Raw genomic sequence first — 19786 nt, 5'->3', positions numbered from 1 at the left:
ATGCGCGACAAGAGGATGACGCTCGACGAGGTGGTCGGCGAGCTGCGCAGCGGCATGACCATCGGCATCGGGGGCTGGGGTTCCCGGCGCAAGCCGATGGCGCTGGTGCGCGCGCTGCTGCGCTCGGATATCACCGACCTGACCGTGGTCACCTACGGCGGGCCCGATCTGGGTCTGCTGTGCTCGGCGGGCAAGGTCCGCAAGGCGTACTACGGGTTCGTCTCGCTGGATTCGGCGCCGTTCTACGACCCGTGGTTCGCCAAGGCGCGCACCTCCGGCGCGATCACCGTGCGCGAGATGGACGAGGGCATGGTCAAGTGCGGCCTGCAGGCGGCCGCCGCCCGGCTGCCGTTCCTGCCGATCCGCGCGGGCCTCGGTTCCTCGGTGCTCGACTTCTGGGAGGGCGAGCTGAAGACCGTCCGGTCCCCCTACCCCGCCGCCGACGGCCGGACCGAGACGCTGGTCGCCATGCCCGCGCTGAATCTCGACGCCGCCTTCGTGCACCTGGACCTGGCCGACAAGCACGGCAACGCGGCCTACACCGGCGTCGACCCGTACTTCGACGACCTCTACTGCCTGGCCGCCGAACGCCGCTACGTCACCGCCGATCGCCTGGTGGAGACCGAGGAACTGGTGAAAGCCGTTCCGCAGCAGGCGATCATTCTCAACCGGATGCTGGTCGACGGCGTGGTGGAGGCACCCGGTGGCGCGCACTTCACCTTCGCAGGCAGCTATGGGCGCGACGAGAAGTTCCAGAAGCACTACGTCGCCGCCGCGGCCACCGACGAGTCGTGGGCCGAGTTCAAGGCGCGCTATCTCGATGTCTCCGAGGCCGAATACCAGGCCGCCGTCCACGCTTTCGCCGAGGAGCAGAAATGAAAGTGACCCGTGCCGAAGTCTGCGTCGTCGCCGCCGCGGAGATCTTCCGTGGGGCGGGTGAGATCATGGCCAGCCCCATGTCGACGGTCACCACCATCGGCGCGCGCCTGGCCCGGCTCACCTTCGAGCCCGATCTGCTGCTGTCCGATGGTGAGGCGCTGTTCTTCGCCGAGGTCCCTGCGATCGGCGCGAAGGCCCCTGTGGAGGGCTGGATTCCGTTCTCCAAGGTGTTCGACGTGGTCGCCTCCGGCCGCCGTCACGTGGTGATGGGCGCCAATCAGCTCGACCGGTTCGGCAATCAGAACCTCTCGGCCTTCGGCCCGCTCCAGCAGCCGACCCGGCAGATGTTCGGTGTGCGCGGCGCGCCGGGCAACACCATCAACCACGCGACCAGCTACTTCGTGCCCCGGCACAACAAGCGGGTCTTCGTCGACCAGGTCGACATCATCTCCGGAATCGGTTACGACCGCGTCGATCCCGACAACCCCGCCTTCCGCTTCCACCACCTGCACCGCGTAGTGAGCAACCTGGGCGTGTTCGACTTCGGCGGCCCCGACCACACCCTGCGCGCCCTGTCGCTGCATCCGGGAGTGAGTGCCGACGAGGTCGCCGAGAACACCTCGTTCGCGGTGGCCGGGCTGGACACCGTGGGCGAGACCCGGCTGCCCACCGAGGACGAGCTGCGCATCATCCGAACCGTGCTCGACCCCAAGGGTTTCCGGGAGAAGGAAGTGGCGGCATGAGTCGGCTTCGCACTCCGCTCACCGAGCTGGTCGGGATCGAGCATCCGGTCGTGCAAACCGGTATGGGCTGGGTCGCCGGGCCGCGCCTGGTCGCGGCCACCGCCAATGCGGGCGGTCTCGGCATTCTGGCCTCGGCCACGATGACCTTCGAGGAACTCGAGGCGGCGATCGCCAAGACCAAGTCGCTCACCGACAAGCCCTTCGGCGTGAACATCCGCGCCGACGCGACCGATGCCACCGAGCGCATCGACCTGCTCATCCGCGAGCAGGTCAAAGTGGCTTCCTTCGCGCTGGCGCCCAAGCAGGACCTCATCGCCGAGCTCAAAGACGCTGGCGTGGTGGTGATTCCGTCGATCGGCGCGGCCAAGCACGCGGTGAAGGTGGCGTCCTGGGGTGCCGACGCGGTGATCGTGCAGGGCGGCGAAGGCGGCGGGCACACCGGTCCGGTCGCCACCACGCTGCTGCTGCCCTCGGTCCTCGACGCCGTCGACATCCCCGTGATCGCGGCGGGCGGCTTCTTCGACGGACGCGGCCTGGCGGCGGCGCTGAGCTACGGCGCGGCCGGGGTCGCCATGGGCACCCGCTTCCTGCTCACCCAGGAGAGCACCGTGCCCGAGGCCGTGAAGCGGGAATACCTCGCGCGCGGTCTCCAGGACACGGTGGTCTCGGTGAAGGTCGACGGCATGCCGCACCGGATGCTCAACACCGAACTGGTCGACAAGCTGGAGCACTCCGGCGGCTGGCGCGGCCTGTCGGCGGCGGTCGGCAACGCGGCCAAGTTCAAGTCCATGACCGGCATGAAGTGGTCGACGCTGGTGCGCGACGGGCTGGCCATGCGCAAGACCAAGGACCTGAGCTGGTCGCAGGTCGTGATGGCGGCCAACTCGGCCATGCTCACCAAGGCCGGGCTGGTCGAGGGCCGCACCGACGCGGGCGTGCTGCCCGCGGGCCAGGTCACCGGAATCATCGACAGCCTGCCGACCGTGGCCGAGCTGGTCGAGCGGATCGTCGCCGACGCGGTGGCCCGCATCGAGTCGGTCGCGGCGCTGACCAGCGAACCCGCCGTCGACCAGCACTGAGAGGCGGGGGCGGTCTCACCCGCCCCGCTCAGGCGACCCGACATCGCCTGGGCACCCCGACCTGCCGTTGATCCGGCGAACCGACGCCGCCTCCCGCACCGACGGACGAGCCACCGTCCGCGGGAGGTGGCCGAGCACCGGGCAGGGTGCGCACCCACGAAGTGCGCATCCGGTCCGGTGTTTCTCGTTCCGGCGCCGGTAACGACGACGTTCTAGAATGTGATGTATATCACGTAAGGGTGGGCCCGCGGGGCTCACCGAGACATCGACCGGCGCGGAGGCCTGTCAGCAGTCGGGGGCGTAGTCCCCCACGCTGATGGGAGGTTGTGATGAGGGCGCTCGTCAGAAGGGCGATGGTGAGCACGTCGGCGGCGGCGCTGCTCGGCGCGGGCGTGGTGCTGGGTGTGGCACCCGCGCAGGCGCAGTGGCAGCCGGGCTGCGCGGCGTATCCGGTGAACAACACCGCGGCGTACTCGCAGTGTTACTGGCCCACCCGCCATCAGGTGCGCATCGAATGCAGGAATTCGTGGGGCTGGTTCGGCAGCCCGTGGGGCACCTACCAGCGGTGGGGAAACGTGGCGTGGGACGGCCAGCAGTCCTGGGCTCGCTGTGATTTCCCGGGCACGCTGGTGCGATGGGAGGTCGTGAACCCCTGGTGGTGATCCGGGTCGACCGCGGGGTGTGTCACCGGCATGCCCCGCACTCAGCGCGGGCGGACCTCGACGCGGTTGTCGTGGAACACCGCGCCGCCCGCGTAGTCGGCATCGCGTTCGGCGATGGTGGCGTTGACGGTCGCGCCGCCGGTGAACTTGGCCCAGCGGCCCTTGGTGGTCGCGGCGACGCCGGGGCGGACGCGGTCGGAGATCTCGGCGACGGCCTCGAAGGAACCACGCTCGTTGAGCACCACGACCGGTGTGCCATCCGCGATTCCGCGTGAGGCCGCGTCGTCGGGATGTAAGGCGATCCGGGATTCGCCCGCGCGGCGGCGGAGTTCGGGGTTGGAGCCGAAGGTGGTGTTGAGGAAGTAGTGGGAGGCGGCCGAGATCAGGACGAGGCCGGGACCGGTGTCGCCGGGCGGGGTGAAGCCGGGGAGGGGATCGTGGCCGGCGAGCTCGGCTCTGGCCGAGACGAATTGGAGCTTGCCCGCGGGAACGGGGCCCGGCTCGATCTTGAGGTAACCGTCGGCCCGGAGACGATCGAGGTCGTAGCCCTTCAACAATTGCCGCATCAGTTCTTCGTCGGAGTCGTAGAGCGCGGGCTCGGTTAGACCCAGCCGTCGCGACAGCCGCCGGAAAGTCTCTGTCGTGGACAGGCATTCGCCCGGCGGCTCGACGGCGGGTTCGTTCCAGACCAGGTACAGGTGGCCGTACCCGGCGAGCACATCGAGGTGCTCGGGCTGCATGGTGGCGGGCAGGACGATGTCGGCGTAGTCGACGGTGTCGGTCGAGAAGTGTTCCAGGACAACGGTGAACAGGTCGTCGCGGGACAGGCCCTCGATCACGCGGCGCTGGTCGGGATTGGAGCCGACCGGGTTGGCCGCGATCACGAACAGGGCTTTGACCGGTGGTCCCTCGGCTTCCAGCAGGGTCTCGCCGAGCCGGGTCATCGACAGGGTCCGCACGGGGTGCGGGAGCAGGTCGTCGCGGATCAGCGCCTCGAGATCGACCCGGAAGTGCCCGCTGGTCGAATAGTGCAGTCCCCCACCGGGAATCGCCCAGTCGCCGGTGACGCCGGGCAGGCAGGCGAGCAGCCGCAGCGCCATCCCGCCGCCCGCGTGCCGCTGCATACCCTGGGAGGCACGGATGGCGGTCGGGCGGGTGCGGGCGATCCGTTCGCCGAGGCCGACGATCTGTTCCTCGCTGAGGCCGGTGATCGCCGCGACGCGGGCGGGCGGGTACTCGGCGATGCGCTCGCGGAACTCGGGCCAGCCCTCGGTGTGCTCGGCCAGGTAGGCGTCGTCCTGGGCGCCCAGCGAGACGATGACGTGCAGCAGGCCCAGCGCCAGGGCCGCGTCGGTGCCGGGCAGCGGCGCCAGGTGCTCGTCGCAGCGTTCGGCGGTCTTCGTGCGCACCGGGTCGATGGCGACCAGGTGCGCGCCACTGTCCTGGATGAACTTCCAGACGTGATGGCCGGAGCTGAGCGGATTGGTGCCCCAGAGCAGGATCAGCTCCGAGTGAGCCAGGTCCTCGGGGTCCATGCCGCCGGAGGTCCCGAGGGTGTAGCGCACGCCCGCGCTGCCCGCGACCGAGCAGATGGTGGGCCGGTGATGCGAGGCACCGAGCACATTGAACATCCGGCGGCCGGGGTAGCCCTCCAGCCCCTGGAGGTAGCCGAGGCTGCCGGTGCCGTGGAACGGCCAGATCGCCTCGGCACCGAATTCGTCGATGATCCCGGTGAGCCGCGTCGCGATCTCGTCCAGCGCGGTCTCCCAGCTGATCCGCTCGAACCGCCCCGACCCCTTCGGCCCGGTCCGGCGCAGCGGATACCGCAGCCGATCCGGCGCCCCGACCTGCTCGAGATAGCGGTTCACCTTCACACACAGCGCACCGCGCGTGACCGGATGCTCCTTGTTCCCGCGCAGCCCGGTCGCCACACCGTCCTCGACGGTGACCACCCAGGAGCACGCGTCGGGGCAGTCGAGCGGGCACGCACCGAGCACCTTCACACCGCCCATCGTAGGCAGCCCCACTGGACTCCCGATGGAGCGGTGATCGAGGTCGGACGGGCCTACCTGTCCAGGCGTTCGATGATGGTGACGTTGGCGGTGCCGCCGCCTTCGCAGATGGTGAGCAGGCCGTAGCGGCCGTTGACGCGCTCGAGTTCGTGCAGGAGGGTGGCGAAGAGTTTGGCGCCGGTGGCGCCGAGGGGGTGGCCAAGGGCGATGGCGCCGCCGTTGACATTGACCTTCTCCGGGTCGGCGCCGATTTCCTTGATCCAGGCCAGGACGACCGGGGCGAAGGCCTCGTTGATCTCGATGACGTCGATGTCGTCGATGGTCAGGCCCGCCTTGTCCAGGGCCCACTGGGTGGCGGGGATGGGGGCGCTGAGCATGAAGATGGGGTCGGCGCCGCGGGCGCTGACGTGGTTGATGCGGGCGCGCGGGGTGAGGCCGTATTCCTGGACCGCCCATTCGGAGGCGAGCAGGGTGGCCGAGGCGCCGTCGGAGATCTGGCTGGCCACGGCGGCGGTGAGCGGGCTGCCCTCGCTCAGCGGCTGCAACGAGGCCATCTTCTCCAGGCTGGTCTCGCGCGGGCCCTGGTCGACGGTGAAGTCACCGACCGGCACGATCTCGGCCTCGAAGCGTCCCTCGGCGATGGCGGCGCGGGCGCGCTCGTGGCTGCGCAGCGCCCAGCGCTCCATGTCCTCGCGGGTGATGCCCCACTTCTCGGCGATCAGTTCGGCGCCGCGGAACTGCGAGACCTCACCGGTGCCGTAGCGCGTATCCCAGCCGGTGGCGCCGACGAACGGCGAGTCGAAGCCGTACTCCTTACCCGCCAGCATGGCCGCCGAGATCGGGATGGCGCTCATGTTCTGCACGCCCGCGGCCACGATGACCTCGGCGGTGCCGGACATGATGGCCTGCGCGCCGAAGTTCACGGCCTGCTGGCTCGAACCGCACTGCCGGTCGACGGTGACGCCGGGAACCTCTTCGGGGTAGCCGGCGGTCAGCCACATGGTGCGGCCGATATTGCCCGCCTGCGGGCCGATGTTGTCGACACAGCCGACGATCACGTCGTCGACCACGGCCGGATCGATCCCGGTGCGCTCGATCAGCCCGCGCAGCGCGGCGGCGCCGAGGTCGGCCGGGTGCACACCGGCCAGCGCGCCACCGCGCTTGCCGACCGCGGTACGCACCGCGTCGATCACATAGACCTGTCGCAGCGGGGTGTAGGGCCGAGCGGTCATGGGGAACTCCTAGGTGGGACTGCTCCCGGGCACGGTGAGCCCGTCGAGCACGATGGTGAGGTATTGCTGGGCAAGGTTTTTCACGGTGATCGGGCCACCGGGGGTGTACCAGCGCACCGCGACCCACACGGTGTCGCGCAGGAAGCGGAAGGCCAGTTCCACGTCGAGTTCGGGCCGGAAGCTGCCGTCGGCCACACCGGCGGTGAGCACCCGGTGCCACAGGTCGCGGAACTCGATGTTGAATTCGCGGATGTAGCCGAAGCGCTCGACATCGCGCAGGTTCTTGGCCTCGGCCTGGTAGATGGCGACGGCGGCGTGGTGCCGATCGAAGGCCTCGTAGGAGGCGAGCACCAGCGCCTCCAGGGTCTCGCGCGAGCTCAGCCCGGCGGCCGCGATCTCGCGGTAGCGGCCGAACAGGTCGTCGAGGAAGCCGCGCAGGATCTCGTCGACCATCGACTCCTTGGAGTCGAAATGGTGGTAGAGGCTGCCGGAGAGGATGCCCGCCGAGTCCGCGATATCGCGCACCGTGGTGGCGCGCAGTCCGCGTTCGGCGAACAGGTCGGCGGCGAGGTCGAGGAGTTCGGCGCGGCGCGTGCGTTTCACGGTATCGGGTGCGGTCACACCTGACATCGTACAACCAAGCAATTGCTTGGTTCCCTGAATCGGGAACCCCCGCGCCGCGCCGAGCCGATCATGCGCGCTGACTGCTCACCGAGACCACCTCACCGGTCAGGTATGAGGTGTAGTCACTGGCCAGCATGGCGATCGTTGCCGCCACTTCCCAAGGTTCGGCGGCGCGGCCGAAGGCTTCGCGCTCGCTGAGGGCGTCGAGCAGTTCGGTCGAGCTGACCTTGTCCAGGAACGGATGACGCGCGATGCTCGGCGCCACGGCGTTGATCCGCACCCCGAATTCGGCGGCCTCGACCGCGCTGCACCGGGTCAGCGCCATCACGCCCGCCTTGGCGGCGGCGTAGTGGGCCTGGCCGTGCTGGGCGCGCCAACCGAGCACGCTGGCGTTGTTGACCAGCACGCCACCGTGGCCCGCGCCACGGAAGTAGTTGAGGGCGGCCCTGGTGCAGCGGAAGGTGCCGGTCAGCGTGATGTCGAGGACCTGGTCCCACTGCTCGTCGGTCATGTCGACCACCGGCGTCTCGCCGCCGAGCCCGGCGTTGTTGACCATGATGTCGATGCGACCCAGCGCGGCGGCGGCCTCGGTGAGCAGGCGGTTCACCTGTTCGGTGTCGCGCACATCGCACACCACCGCGGCCACCTGACGCTCCGGGAACTCCTCGGCCAGCAGCTCGGCGGTCTCGGTGAGCCTGCGCTCGTGCCAGTCGGAGACGACGACATCGGCGCCCTCCTCCAGCAGCCTGCGCGCGGTGGCCGAGCCGATGCCGGTGCCCGCGGCGGCGGTGATCACGGCCTTCCGGCCGGTCAGCAGGCCGTGGCCGGGAATGGACGGGGGCGGGACGGACAGTGGACCGGTCACGGGCGGGCCTCCCGCGGCAGACCGAGCACCCGCTCGGCGATGATGTTGCGCTGCACTTCGTTCGAACCTCCGTAGATGGTGTCGGCGCGGCTGAACAGATACAGCCGCTGCCATGCGGTCATGTCGTCGTCCCCGGTGACCAGCCCGGCGGCGCCCTGCACCGCCATGGCGAGCTCGCCGAGTCCGCGATGCCAGTTGGCCCACAACAACTTCGAGACCGAGGCGCCGCCCGCGTCGTCGTGGTCCTCGCTCATGGTGCGCAGCGCGTGCGCGCGCAGCACCCGCAGCCCGACCCAGGCACGGTCGAGCCGGTCGGCGATGAGCGGGTCGCCGGCGGCGCCGGTGCGCCGGGCCAGTGCCTCGATATCGGCGAGCTCGCGGGCGAAGCGGATCTGCTGACCGAGCGTGGAGATACCGCGCTCGAAGGTCAAGGTGCCCATGGCGATTCGCCAGCCGTCACCGGGTTCGCCGACGACCAGGTCGGCGTCGGTGACGGCGTCGTCGAAGAACACCTCGTTGAATTCCGAGGTGCCGGTGAGCTGTTCGATCGGGCGCACCTGGATGCCCGGCTGGTCCATCGGCACCAGCAGGTACGACAGCCCCTTGTGCCTGTTCGAGCCGCGCTCGGTGCGCGCGATGACGAAGCACCAGTCGGCCACGTGCGCGAGTGAGGTCCAGATCTTCTGGCCGTTGATCACCCACTTGCCGTCTTCCAGGCGTGCGGTGGTGCTGACCGCCGCCAGGTCGGACCCGGCGCCCGGCTCGGAGTAGCCCTGGCACCAGAGCTCGCCGACCGAGCGCACGCCCGGCAGGAAGCGGCGCTTCTGCTCCTCGGTGCCGAAGGCCAGCAGGGTCGGGCCGAGCAGTTCCTCGCCCACGTGCGAGACCCGCGCAGGCGCGTCGGCCTTCGCGTACTCCTCATGGAAGATCACCTGCTGGCGCACGCTGGCACCGCGGCCGCCGTATTCGACCGGCCAGCCCAGGCAGGTCCAGCCGGACGCGGCCAGGTGCCGGTCCCAGGCGAGGCGCTCGTCGAAGTATTCGTGTTCGCGGCCGGGTCCGCCGGTGCCGCGCAGGTCAGCGAACTCGCCGGAGAGATTTTCGGCCAGCCAGTCGCGTATTTCCGCGCAAAACTCCGCGTCGGAGGTCGCGGTATCGGAATCTGAGGTCTGGATCACACCCACGCCGATAGGATAACCTACCAAGCACTTGCTTTGTTAGCTGCTTCGTGGAGAACAGCAACCGCACAACGGTGAGGACCCCGTGACACCCCCTGCACAAACCACCCCGCAGGCGCTGCGAGACATCGCCGCGGCGCACCCGCACGAGCCCGCCCTGATCGACGGCGCGATCCGCCTGACCTGGGCCGATCTGCTCGATCAGGTGCGCGTCGCCGCTCGCGCGCTGATCGCCCGCGGCATCGTCACCGGCGATCGGGTCGCCATGTGGGCGCCCAACACCCACCACTGGGTCGTCGCCGCGCTGGCCGCGCATTCGGTCGGCGCCGCGCTGGTTCCGCTCAACACCCGCTATGTCGCGGCCGAGGCGGCCGACGTGCTGGCCCGGGTCGACGCCGCGGCGCTGTTCGTCGCCGGGCCGTTCCTCGGGCGTGACCGGGCCGCCGAGCTGCTCGACAAGGTTCCGGATCTGGGAATCGGGACGGTCGTCGTCATCCCGGTCGAGTCCGACGCGCCGGTCACGACGACGCCGAACGCGGAGCCGGCCGAGGTAACGCCAGGCCGCGACGCCGATCCGCGAACGCCCCAGGTGACGCTGAGCTGGGACGAACTGCTCGCCCAGGCCGCGACCGTGCCCGAGGCGGTCGGCGAACAGCGGGCCGGCGAGGTCTCCCCCGACGATATCGCCGACATCCTGTTCACCTCCGGCACCACCGGCCGCAGCAAGGGCACCCTCGTGGCACACCGGCAGGCGCTGGGTGTGGTGCGCGGCTGGGTCGAGTGCTCCACCCTGCGCGCCGACGACCGCTACCTGATCATCCCGCCGTTCTTCCACAACTTCGGCTACAAGGCGGGCATCCTCGCCTGCCTGGTCACCGGGGCCACCATCGTCCCCCAGGCGACCTTCGACGTGCCCGCCGCGCTCGCGCTCATCGAGTCCGAACGCATCACCGTGCTCACCGGCCCGCCGACCATCTACCAGACCGTCCTCGAGCATCCCCAGCGCGCCGAGCGCGACCTGAGCTCGCTGCGGGTGGCGGTGACCGGCGCGGCGACCGTGCCGGTGGTGCTCATCGAGCGCATGCGCGAGGACCTCGATTTCGAGGTGGTCATCACCGCCTACGGCCTGTCCGAGTCGGCCGGTTTCGGCACCATGTGCCGCCCCGACGACGACGCCGTCACCATCGCCAACACCTGCGGCGGGCCGATCGCCGATTTCGAACTGCGCCTGTCCGAGGCGGGCGAGGTGCTGCTGCGCGGCCCCAATGTCATGCTCGGCTACCTAGACGATCCGGAGGCCACCGCCGAGGCCATCGACGCCGAGGGCTGGCTGCACACCGGCGATATCGGCGTCGTCGACGAGCGCGGCTATCTCAAGATCACCGACCGGCTCAAGGACATGTACATCACCGGCGGATTCAACGTCTATCCCGCCGAGATCGAACAGACCCTGGCCCGCCTCGACGGCGTCGCCGAATCGGCGGTGATCGGGGTGCCCGACGAGCGGATGGGTGAGGTCGGCAAGGCCGTCGTGGTCCGCAAGGCCGGATCGAGTCTGACCGAAGCCGACGTGATCGCCTTCGCCACCGGTGAATTGGCCAATTTCAAAGTGCCCCGGCTCGTGGAGTTCCGCGACCAGCTGCCCTACAGCGCGGCGGGCAAGGTACTCAAGCGTGAGCTACGTGAGGAGAAGTCGTGAGTCCCGAATCCGAAACCGACGTCGTCACCTATGAGGTGCGCGGGCCGGTCGCCGTCGTCACCATGAACCGGCCCGATTTCCGCAATGCGCAGAACTCGAAGATGACCTACGCCCTCGACGCCGCCTTCGTGCGCGCGGTCGAGGACCCGGAGGTCAAGGTGATCGTGCTGGCGGGCAACGGGAAACACTTCAGCGCGGGCCACGATATCGGCACCCCGGGCCGCGACCACCATGTGCACTACGAGAACAAGGCCGCGCTGTGGTGGGACCATGTGGACCGCCCCGGCGGCGATCAGCGTTTCGCCCGCGAGACCGAGGTCTACCTGGGCATGTGCCGCCGCTGGCGGGAGATCCCCAAGCCCACCATCGCCATGGTGCAGGGCGCGTGCATCGCGGGCGGGCTGATGCTGGCCTGGGTGTGCGATCTCATCGTCTGCTCCGACGACGCGTTCTTCTCCGATCCCGTTGTCCGGATGGGCATTCCGGGTGTGGAGTATTTCGCGCACCCGTGGGTGATGGGTCCGCGCGCGGCCAAGGAATTCCTGTTCACCGGTGACCGGTTCGGTGCCGCCCAGGCCAAGGAATGGGGCATGGTCAACCGGGTCGTGCCGCGTGACGATCTCGAATCCGAGGTGCTGGCCCTGGCCGAAAAGATCTCGGCCATGCCGCAATTCGGGCTCGCGCTCACCAAGAAGGCGGTCAACCAGGCCGAAGACCTGATGGGAATGCGCAGCGGCATGGATTCGGTCTTCGGGCTGCACCATTTCGCGCACGCCCACAATGCCGAAGTCGGCGCCGATTCGCTGGGCGGAATGAACGCCCGCTCGATGAAGGACAAAGCGTGAATCTCGAGATCGACCCGGCAGCCCAGGCTTTCCAGCTGGAGGTGCGCGAATTCCTCGCGACCCACGTTCCGCGAAAGCCGTTGCCGTCCATGGACACCGCCGAGGGTTTCGAGGCGCACCGCGAATGGGAGGCGACCCTGGCGGGCGCGCGCCTGTCGGCGGTGTCGTGGCCGCGGGAATACGGTGGCCGCGACGCCTCCATCCTGGAATGGGTGCTCTTCGAGCAGGAGTACTACGCGGCGGGCGCGCCCGGCCGCGTCGCCCAGAACGGAATCTTCCTGCTCGCACCGACCCTGTTCGAGCACGGCACCGAAGAACAGCTCGCGCGCATCCTGCCGCGCATGGCCCGCGGTGACGACATCTGGGCGCAGGCCTGGTCCGAGCCCGAGGCGGGCAGCGATCTGGCGAGCCTGCGCTCGACCGCGCGCCGCACCGAGGGCGGCTGGATTCTCAACGGCCAGAAGACCTGGAGCTCGCGCGCGTCCTTCGCCGACTGGGCCTTCGGCCTGTTCCGCAGCGACCCCGACGCCCAGCGTCACCACGGCCTCACCTACGTGATGTTCCCGCTCACCGCCGAGGGCGTGAGCGTGCGCCCGATCCCGCAGCTCGACGGCGAACCCGGCTTCGCCGAGATCTTCCTCGACGACGTCTTCGTCCCCGACACCGACGTGATCGGCGCCCCCAACGAGGGCTGGCGGGTGGCCATGGCCACCTCGAGCAATGAACGCGGCCTGTCGCTGCGCAGCCCCGGCCGCTTCAGCGCCACCGCCCAGCGGCTGATCGACCTGTGGCAGGAGACCACCGACCCGGCCGACACCGCCGCCCGCAACGCCGTGGTGGACGCCTGGCTCGGCGCCGAAGCCTACCGCCTGCACACCTTCGGCACCGTCACCCGGCTCACCGACGGCGGCCAGCTCGGCGCGGAGTCCTCGATCACCAAGGTGTTCTGGTCCGAACTCGACATCGCCATGCACGAGACCGCCCTGGACCTGCTCGGGTCGGCCGCCGAACAGCAGAGCAGGTGGACCGACGGCTATCTGTTCTCGCTGTCGGGCCCGATCTACGCCGGTACCAACGAGATCCAGCGCAACATCATCGCCGAGCGCATCCTCGGTCTGCCCCGCGAGAGCAAGCGATGACCGCGCCGTCGCGCGTGCGTGCGACCGCCATGGCACTGCCCGACCGGGCGGACACGGCCGCGCGCCGCACCGCCCGTCCCAGCACAGGAGGTCAGCGATGAGATTCGCCCTCAGTACCGAACAGCTCGATTTCGCCGCCGAGTTGCGCAAGATCCTCGACGCCGGTCAGGTGCCCGTCGCCGTGCGGGCCTGGTCCGACGGTGACACCGTCAAGGGTCGGGCGCTGCTGCGGCAGCTCGCCGAGATGGGCGTCTTCGGGTTGATCGTCGACGAGCAGTACGACGGTGCCGACGCGACGCCGGTCGACCTGGTGGTCGCGTTGATCGAGGCGGGGCGCGCGGCGCTGCCCGGTCCGGTGATCGAGTCGGCGGCGGTGATTCCCGCGCTGCTGCAACGTCTTCCGGATTCCACGGTCGCCCAGCGGTTCCTGCCCGCGCTCGCGTCCGGGGAGCAACTCGGCACCATCGCCTTCGATGACCCGCAGCGTGGGATCGCGCTCGACGCGAACACCGCCGATCTGGTGCTGGTCACGACCGGGAGTCGCGTCACCACCGGCGCGAAGTCCACGGGGGTTGCGGCTTCGGTCGACCCGGCCCGGGAGCTTTCCCAGCTCGTCGCAGATGCCCTGATCGCCGAGGGACCCGAGGTCGAGGCCGCCATCGCCTATGCCTTCGACCTGGGTGTCCTCGCTTGCGCCGCACAGCTTCTCGGCGCCGGGCGCGCGATTCTCGAGCAGACCACCGCCTATGCCAAGCAGCGCAAGCAGTTCGGTCGCGCGATCGGCGAATTCCAGGCGGTGAAGCAGCAGCTCGCCGATGTGCTGATCGCCCTGGACCTGGCCGAACCGCTGCTCTACCGCGCGGCGCTGACGCTGGACTCCGACGATCGCGCCCGCGACGTGTCGGCCGCCCTGGTGACCTGTGCCGACGCCGCCCACCGCGCCGCCCGCGCCGGCCTGCAGGTGCACGGCGCCATCGGCTACACCGCCGAATGCGACCTGTCGCTGTGGCTCACCAAGGTCACCGCGCTGCGCACCGCCTGGGGCACCGCCGATTTCCACCGTGCCCGCATCGCCGCCGCGCTGCGCACGGAAGCAGCGAGCTGATGGGCTCGCAGCGCACCGCGACGGTGCCGATCCCTGACCATCGCGAGGAGTCCCATGTCATCGAATGAACTCATCGAATTCCGTGATTCGGTGCGCGCCCTGCTGGACAAGCACGCGAACTCCGCCGCCCTGCGCACCGCCATCGACACCGATCTCGGCTACGACCCGAAGCTGTGGGCGATGCTGTGCGAGCAGGTCGGCGTCGCCGCGCTGGCCGTCCCCGAAGAATGGGGCGGCGCGGGGGCCGGGCTGGTCGAATCACTGATGGTGGTGGGCGAATTGGGCCGGGTGCTCGGCTCGGTGCCGATGCTCGGGTCGGCAGTGCTCGGGGTGCAGGCCATCCTCCTCGCCGAGGACGACCGGGCCGGCGCGCGACTCCTGCCCGACCTTGCCGACGGATCGCGCACAGCCGCACTGTGCTGGGCCGACGCCGACGGCTGGGATCACCCGGGCGTCACCGCCACCGACGGAAAGCTCGATGGCACAGCGCATTACGTGCTGCACGGCGCCCAGGCCGACCTGCTGCTGGTACTCACCGACGCGGGACTGTTCGAGACCACCGCCGACGCGGCCGGCGTCACCGTCACCCCGACGCCCGCGCTCGACCCCACCCGCCGACTCGCCACCATCACCTTCAGCGGCACCCCCGCCACCCGCATCGGCACCGGCGACCCGGCAGCCCTGCGTGCCCGGCTGCGCGATATCGCCTGGGCCGCCCTCGCGGCCGAGCAGGTCGGCGCGGCGCGCCGCTGCCTGGAACTGACCGTCGACTACACCGCCTCGCGCGTGCAGTTCGGTCGTCCCATCGGCAGTTTCCAGGCCCTCAAGCACCGCATGGCCGACATGTACGTGCTGGTGGAGTCGGCGGATTCGGCCGCTCAGGCCGCCGCGCAGGCGGTCGCCGAGAACTCGCCGTCGGCCGCCGAGGACGTCTGGGTCGCCCGCAGGCACTGCACCGAGACCTTCTCCACCGTGGCCGCCGAGACCATCCAGCTGCACGGCGGCATCGCCATCACCTGGGAGCACGACGCGCACCTCTACTTCAAGCGCGCCCACGCCACGAGCGAACTCTTCGGCACCGGCAAACGCCCGACAGCCGCCTGACCGCTCCGCGAAAGCCCTGGCTGCGCGCCCGCAGCCAGGGCTTTCCGCTGTCGTGCGCCATCTCACCGCTGCACCCCTCGATTTAGATAGTTAGCTTATGTAATAATGTGAGACGTGCAGCAGAACGAGCAGCCCTCCGCAGACGACATCGTGGTCGACCTGTTGGTCACTGCCGGTCGGCTCACCCGGTTGGCCGGGGCGATCAGCGAGGACGAGGTGCCCCGGGCGGTCCTGCGGGCTCTCGCCGTGCTCGACGAGCACGGGGGAATCCGCGTCAGCGAATTCGCCCGGATCGATCGATGTTCACAACCGGCGGCAACGGCGCTGCTGGGACGACTCGTCACCGACGGACTCGCCACCCGCACCAAGGACCCGCACGATTCGCGGGCGGTGCTGGTGGAGCTCACCCCGGCCGGCCGGACCCGCCTGGCCACCGCGCGGCGCGCCTTCGCCGCCGCCATGGCACCCGGACTCGCCGACTTCCCGCTGGATCGGCTGATCCGGCTCGACACCGATATGAACGACCTGCTGACAGCCCTGCGTGCGGTTGCCCGCGGTCGACAGTGAAGCAACCAGGAGCTCTGTATGAGTAGCAGCCCCGTGTTGACTCGCGACGACAACGCCGCGGCCACCACCCCGTCGATCGGGCAGCCCAAGGCTGTCTGGGCCGTCGCCTTCGCCAGCGTGATCGCGTTCATGGGCATCGGCCTGGTCGACCCCATTCTCAAGCCGATCGGCGAACAACTGCACGCGAGCCCGTCGCAGGTCTCGCTGCTGTTCACCAGCTATATGGCCGTCACCGGCGTCGCGATGCTGATCACCGGTGTCATCTCCAGCCGGTTCGGGGCGAAGAAGACGCTGCTGTCGGGTCTGGCGATCATCGTGGTGTTCGCGGCGCTGGCGGGGATGTCGTCCACGATCGGCGAGATCATCGGCTTCCGCGCCGGCTGGGGTCTGGGCAACGCGCTGTTCATCGCGACCGCGCTGGCCACCATCGTCGGCGCGGCCACCGGCGGCGTCGCCAAGGCGATCATCCTCTACGAGGCCGCGCTCGGCATCGGCATCGCGACCGGCCCGCTGCTGGGCGGGCTGCTCGGCGGCATCAGCTGGCGCGGACCGTTCTTCGGCGTGTCGGTGCTGATGGCCATCGCCTTCATCGCCATCGTCGTGCTCCTGCCCGACATGCCCAAGCCGGCCAAGCCGACCTCGATCACCGCACCCTTCAAGGCGCTGCGCCACCGCGGCCTGCTCACCGTCAGCATCACCGCGCTGCTCTACAACTTCGGCTTCTTCACCCTGCTCGCCTACACCCCGTTCCCGCTGGACATGGGCACCTACGCGATCGGCTTCATCTTCTGCGGCTGGGGCATCCTGCTCGCCCTGGCCTCGGTCTTCCTGGCCCCGAAACTCCAAGCGCGCTTCGGCACCCTGCCGATGATGGCGCTGTCACTGGGTCTGTTCGCCGCCGATCTGGCCGTGATGGCCATGTTCACCGAACACAAGATCGTGCTGATCGTCGGTGTCGTCATCGCCGGCCTGTTCCTCGGCGTGAACAACACCCTGATCACCGAGGCCGTCATGATCTCGGCCCCCGTCGAACGCTCCACCGCCTCGGCCGCCTACAGCTTCGTCCGCTTCGCCGGCGGCGCGGCCGCCCCCTGGGTAGCGGGCAAACTCGGCGAACACAGCATCTCCCTCCCCTTCTGGCTGGGCGCCACCTTCACCGCCGCCGCCGTAGCCGTCCTACTCCTCGGCCGCTCCGCCCTCGCCCACATCGACGCCCACGACCCCGCACCCCACAGCGTGGAAGAAGCCCAAGCCATCACCGTCGGCGACTGACCCGCAGCGCAGCCGAGCCTTCACCGCTCGGCTGCGCTGTCCACGAAGGACACTGCGCCATACTCGAATTCCGCTTGCCTGATCGCCGAAGCGACATCGTCGTGATAGGTGTCGGTGATGCAGTTCCACTCGGCATCGCAGTAGAACAGGTAGAACCCGTCCGCACCGTCATACCGAGCGATCGCAAGCCTGTCGAAACGGTCCACAAAGGCCCCGAAGACGATGTGACGTGTACGCCCCGTCGGTACCAACGCACTGATATCGGCCACCCGCAGAACCCGCGCACCGTCGATCAACACTGGAATCCGCCGCATCGAATCATCATCCACAACTGACCCGGGCCTATGTTGTGCCGGCGACCAGCTCACCCTTCTTCGCGGCTGCCACGCTAAGGACGCTCCACGGCCTCGGGCGCGTCAAGCCAGTCCAGGTCGGCGTGGCCCAGGCCGGCTGCGATAGCCGTAGCCGTCTCTTTCCATGACGTCAGCTCGGCGATCGCCAGATGCGGTTGGTCGGTGGCGAACGAGGCACGCGCAGCGTCCACCAGATCCTGCGCGCAAGACTCCCGATCCGCCGGCGACAGGGCGAGCATCCAGGGAAACGCCTTGGACATGCGCTCGGCCAGCGAGCCACGGTCGTCGAGGGTGACCGTGATGAGCTGTGCCGCGAAGCGCAGCAGGCGGGCACGGCCCTGCGCCTCACGCTGCGACATCAGAACCAGCGCTTCGCCGTCGCGCCGCGTCACCGTCACAGGATGGTTCTCGGCCTCGGCGAAGACCTCGGCGGGATGCTTGCTCAAGTCCGAGGACCGCCGAGTCGCCGCGGGTAGATCTGCTGCGATGCTCATGAACAAAGAATATTCGGAACGTGTTCGGAAGTCCAGGAGATCGTCGGCGGCGGACCGCCGCGTGGTGAGGAGATGGCCTGATTTTCGGTACGGTTGGGTGGGTTGCCGATGGGGAGGAAACGATGACCGGCGAGCCGGTGACTTCGTTCTACGACTTTCAGCTTTCGATGCTGCATGCGATGTGTGCGAGCGCGCCGGAGCAGGCCGAGGCGCTGCTGGCTCGGGTTGGGGCGACCCGGGGCGAGGCTGCGGTCGCCCAGAAGCGGTGGTGGTATGCGGGCGCGACGAACAACTTCACCACGATCGCGGAGTATGTCGCGGCCTGGGGGCCGCCGGATACCGAGCGCAGTCGAGTAGAGAATGGTCGCGAAGCCCGTTTCGCGGGATGGAATCTGACCTTCTGGCCGGGACTCCAAGTGGAGTGGTTGCAGATACAGGACCACTCGGCGCTGTTCAGGAATCTCCTGCGGCTACCGACCTCTCCCCCGCCCTCACCGACTTCAGTCGCCGATCTGACGCCCTGGTCGTGCACCTGGGCCGAGTTCCACCAAGCGCCTCTGGGGCCCACTGAGCACGTCGACGGCTTCGGCGATATCGGGACGGTGGCCTCGTTGAAAGCCACGGATCCCGAAACGGGACGCGATCGCATCTACTGGGCGCATTTCGACTGGTGCATTCTCCAGTCCGTCGAACCGGCTCCCGACGCCTATGTGTGGGGGCAGTAGGTCCGCCCCCGGGGGACGCGCCGCGAGCGTCGGCGGGACCGGTGATCGCTGGCGTACCGTCGAGAAGGTGACTGATACCCAGCGGTGGCGGGCGCGGATTGCGGGGAGTTCCAAGCGGGTGCGGGTGTATCTACGGGGGCGGTTGGTGGGTGATACTTTGCGGCCGTTGTTGGTGTGGGAGGTTCCGTACTATCCGACGTATTACGTGCCGTTTGTCGATATCAGTGCGGATCTGGAGCCGAACGGGGGTAGTGAGCATCATGACGGCCGGGGGACGGCTACGGGGTACGACGTGGTGGTGGATGGGTTGCGGGCCGAGGGGGCGGCGGTGCGGTATGCGGATTCGGCGTATCCGGATCTGAAAGACGCTGTGCGGCTGGAGTTCGGCGCGTTCGACTGGTTCGAGGAGGACGAGCCGATCTTCGTGCATCCGCGTGATCCGTATTCGCGGGTCGATATTCTCGCCAGTTCGCGGAATGTGCGGGTGGAGGTCGACGGGGTCACCGTGGCCGATTCCTCGTCGCCGCGGATTCTGTTCGAAACCGGGTTGCCCGCACGGTATTACCTGCCGCTGCCCGATGTGCGGATGGATCTGCTGACGCCCTCCGACACCCACAGCAGCTGCCCGTACAAGGGGACCGCCGACTACTGGCATGTGGAGGTGGAGGGCGCCGAGCATCGCGACATCGTGTGGATCTACCGGACGCCGCTGCCGGAGAGCCAGAAGATCGCGGGGCTGGCCTGCTTCTACAACGAGAAGGTCGACATCTTCGTCGACGGGGTGTTGCAGGAGCGGCCGGACACACCGTTCAGCTGATCACTCGGGGATCTCGAGCACGCCCTCGTCGACCGCCCATTTGATGGATTTCTCCAGCGACGGGCACGATTCCGGCCTGCCGGGACGGGCGCCGTGCGCGCTGAGCTGGGCGAAGACGGGGCAGTGGGTGTCGGGGCGTTCGGTCCACTGCACCGAGGTCTGGTGCGCGCTGGATTTGCGCACCAGCACCTGGGCCTGGCAGGCCTGACACCGCAGCGGTGTCAGGCCGTTGTCCAGGTAATGCTGCTTGTCGACCGTGGTCTGGGCACGCACCGCCGCTTGCCGCGCGGGCTGATCGGCGAAGTCGGGCGCTTTGGCCCAGGTCGGAGAAATCGACGCGCGCTGCGTCGAATCCGGTGAACGATGCGGACTGCCAGACCCCGGGGACATAC

21 protein-coding genes are annotated in these 19786 nt (G+C 69.0%); 13 read left to right on the top strand and 8 right to left on the bottom strand.

Annotated elements, in window-relative coordinates; all coding sequences use genetic code 11:
• The 4 genes from ACFC06_RS20375 (at window position 1) to ACFC06_RS20360 (ending at window position 3363) form a co-directional block, all read left to right on the top strand.
• Window positions 1–879 carry a CoA transferase subunit A gene (locus tag ACFC06_RS20375; RefSeq protein WP_375933346.1) on the top strand — a complete coding sequence of 293 codons (879 nt, stop codon included), beginning with the start codon at window positions 1–3 and terminating at the stop codon, window positions 877–879.
• Window positions 876–1622, top strand: a complete 747-nt coding sequence (locus tag ACFC06_RS20370; protein WP_375933343.1) for a CoA-transferase subunit beta — start codon at window positions 876–878, stop codon at window positions 1620–1622. The genes ACFC06_RS20375 and ACFC06_RS20370 overlap by 4 nt, the downstream gene beginning before the upstream one ends.
• Window positions 1619–2701, top strand: a complete 1083-nt coding sequence (locus ACFC06_RS20365) for an NAD(P)H-dependent flavin oxidoreductase (RefSeq protein ID WP_375933340.1) — start codon at window positions 1619–1621, stop codon at window positions 2699–2701. The genes ACFC06_RS20370 and ACFC06_RS20365 overlap by 4 nt, the downstream gene beginning before the upstream one ends.
• 329 nt (window positions 2702–3030) lie before the next feature.
• Window positions 3031–3363 (top strand): hypothetical protein, encoded by a 333-nt coding sequence (locus tag ACFC06_RS20360; protein ID WP_375933337.1) that lies wholly within the window; start codon window positions 3031–3033, stop codon window positions 3361–3363.
• A 41-nt stretch (window positions 3364–3404) separates the two neighbouring features.
• Here the strand turns inward: ACFC06_RS20360 and ACFC06_RS20355 are convergent, their stop codons facing one another.
• From ACFC06_RS20355 to ACFC06_RS20335, 5 genes are all read right to left on the bottom strand, one after another.
• Complete coding sequence (locus ACFC06_RS20355; RefSeq protein ID WP_375933334.1) at window positions 3405–5375, bottom strand: molybdopterin-dependent oxidoreductase; 1971 nt, start codon at window positions 5373–5375, stop codon at window positions 3405–3407.
• A 53-nt stretch (window positions 5376–5428) separates the two neighbouring features.
• Window positions 5429–6607, bottom strand: coding sequence for an acetyl-CoA C-acetyltransferase (locus ACFC06_RS20350; RefSeq protein WP_375933331.1), 1179 nt, complete (start codon window positions 6605–6607; stop codon window positions 5429–5431).
• Between the two features lie 9 nt (window positions 6608–6616).
• Window positions 6617–7237, bottom strand: a complete 621-nt coding sequence (locus tag ACFC06_RS20345) for a TetR/AcrR family transcriptional regulator (protein ID WP_375933328.1) — start codon at window positions 7235–7237, stop codon at window positions 6617–6619.
• Between the two features lie 61 nt (window positions 7238–7298).
• On the bottom strand, window positions 7299–8096 hold the full coding sequence (locus ACFC06_RS20340) for an SDR family oxidoreductase (RefSeq protein ID WP_375933325.1): 798 nt from the start codon (window positions 8094–8096) through the stop codon (window positions 7299–7301).
• Entirely contained in the window at window positions 8093–9280 is a 1188-nt protein-coding gene (locus ACFC06_RS20335; RefSeq protein ID WP_375933322.1) for an acyl-CoA dehydrogenase family protein, read from the bottom strand. The genes ACFC06_RS20340 and ACFC06_RS20335 overlap by 4 nt, the downstream gene beginning before the upstream one ends.
• Before the next feature lie 79 nt (window positions 9281–9359).
• Between ACFC06_RS20335 and ACFC06_RS20330 the strand changes: the two genes are divergently transcribed.
• The 7 genes from ACFC06_RS20330 to ACFC06_RS20300 all read left to right on the top strand — a co-directional run bounded on the left by ACFC06_RS20330 (window position 9360) and on the right by ACFC06_RS20300 (window position 17005).
• Window positions 9360–10973, top strand: coding sequence for a FadD3 family acyl-CoA ligase (locus ACFC06_RS20330; RefSeq protein ID WP_375933319.1), 1614 nt, complete (start codon window positions 9360–9362; stop codon window positions 10971–10973).
• A complete protein-coding gene (locus ACFC06_RS20325) occupies window positions 10970–11818 on the top strand; it encodes an enoyl-CoA hydratase (RefSeq protein ID WP_375933316.1) in 849 nt (282 codons plus the stop codon). Before ACFC06_RS20330 ends, ACFC06_RS20325 begins: the two co-directional genes overlap by 4 nt.
• Window positions 11815–12957 (top strand): acyl-CoA dehydrogenase family protein, encoded by a 1143-nt coding sequence (locus ACFC06_RS20320; protein WP_375933313.1) that lies wholly within the window; start codon window positions 11815–11817, stop codon window positions 12955–12957. The genes ACFC06_RS20325 and ACFC06_RS20320 overlap by 4 nt, the downstream gene beginning before the upstream one ends.
• Before the next feature lie 97 nt (window positions 12958–13054).
• Window positions 13055–14062: an acyl-CoA dehydrogenase family protein gene (locus tag ACFC06_RS20315; protein WP_375933310.1), complete on the top strand. Its 1008-nt coding sequence runs from the start codon at window positions 13055–13057 to the stop codon at window positions 14060–14062.
• Window positions 14063–14116: 54 nt separating this feature from the next.
• Window positions 14117–15166 carry an acyl-CoA dehydrogenase family protein gene (locus ACFC06_RS20310; protein WP_375933307.1) on the top strand — a complete coding sequence of 350 codons (1050 nt, stop codon included), beginning with the start codon at window positions 14117–14119 and terminating at the stop codon, window positions 15164–15166.
• 114 nt (window positions 15167–15280) lie between these two features.
• Complete coding sequence (locus ACFC06_RS20305) at window positions 15281–15733, top strand: MarR family winged helix-turn-helix transcriptional regulator (RefSeq protein WP_375933304.1); 453 nt, start codon at window positions 15281–15283, stop codon at window positions 15731–15733.
• 18 nt (window positions 15734–15751) lie between these two features.
• A complete protein-coding gene (locus ACFC06_RS20300; protein ID WP_375933301.1) occupies window positions 15752–17005 on the top strand; it encodes an MFS transporter in 1254 nt (417 codons plus the stop codon).
• Window positions 17006–17025: 20 nt separating this feature from the next.
• Here the strand turns inward: ACFC06_RS20300 and ACFC06_RS20295 are convergent, their stop codons facing one another.
• On the bottom strand, window positions 17026–17319 hold the full coding sequence (locus ACFC06_RS20295) for a hypothetical protein (RefSeq protein WP_375933298.1): 294 nt from the start codon (window positions 17317–17319) through the stop codon (window positions 17026–17028).
• Between the two features lie 74 nt (window positions 17320–17393).
• Window positions 17394–17852, bottom strand: a complete 459-nt coding sequence (locus ACFC06_RS20290) for a prevent-host-death protein (RefSeq protein WP_375933295.1) — start codon at window positions 17850–17852, stop codon at window positions 17394–17396.
• A 122-nt stretch (window positions 17853–17974) separates the two neighbouring features.
• Here ACFC06_RS20290 and ACFC06_RS20285 point away from each other — a divergent pair, with 122 nt between their 5' ends.
• The gene (locus ACFC06_RS20285; RefSeq protein ID WP_375933292.1) at window positions 17975–18577 is read left to right on the top strand and encodes a hypothetical protein; all 603 of its coding nucleotides are present in this window, start codon (window positions 17975–17977) and stop codon (window positions 18575–18577) included.
• A gap of 67 nt (window positions 18578–18644) precedes the next feature.
• A complete protein-coding gene (locus ACFC06_RS20280) occupies window positions 18645–19394 on the top strand; it encodes a DUF427 domain-containing protein (RefSeq protein ID WP_375933290.1) in 750 nt (249 codons plus the stop codon).
• Here the strand turns inward: ACFC06_RS20280 and ACFC06_RS20275 are convergent, their stop codons facing one another.
• Window positions 19395–19784, bottom strand: a complete 390-nt coding sequence (locus ACFC06_RS20275) for a hypothetical protein (RefSeq protein ID WP_375933287.1) — start codon at window positions 19782–19784, stop codon at window positions 19395–19397.
• Window positions 19785–19786: the final 2 nt, after the last annotated feature.

The organism is Nocardia sp. NPDC056064, assembly GCF_042266925.1.
Taxonomy (GTDB): Bacteria; Actinomycetota; Actinomycetes; order Mycobacteriales; family Mycobacteriaceae; genus Nocardia.
Note: the sequence above shows the minus strand (reverse complement) of the source record. Positions and strands in the feature narration are given on the sequence as shown.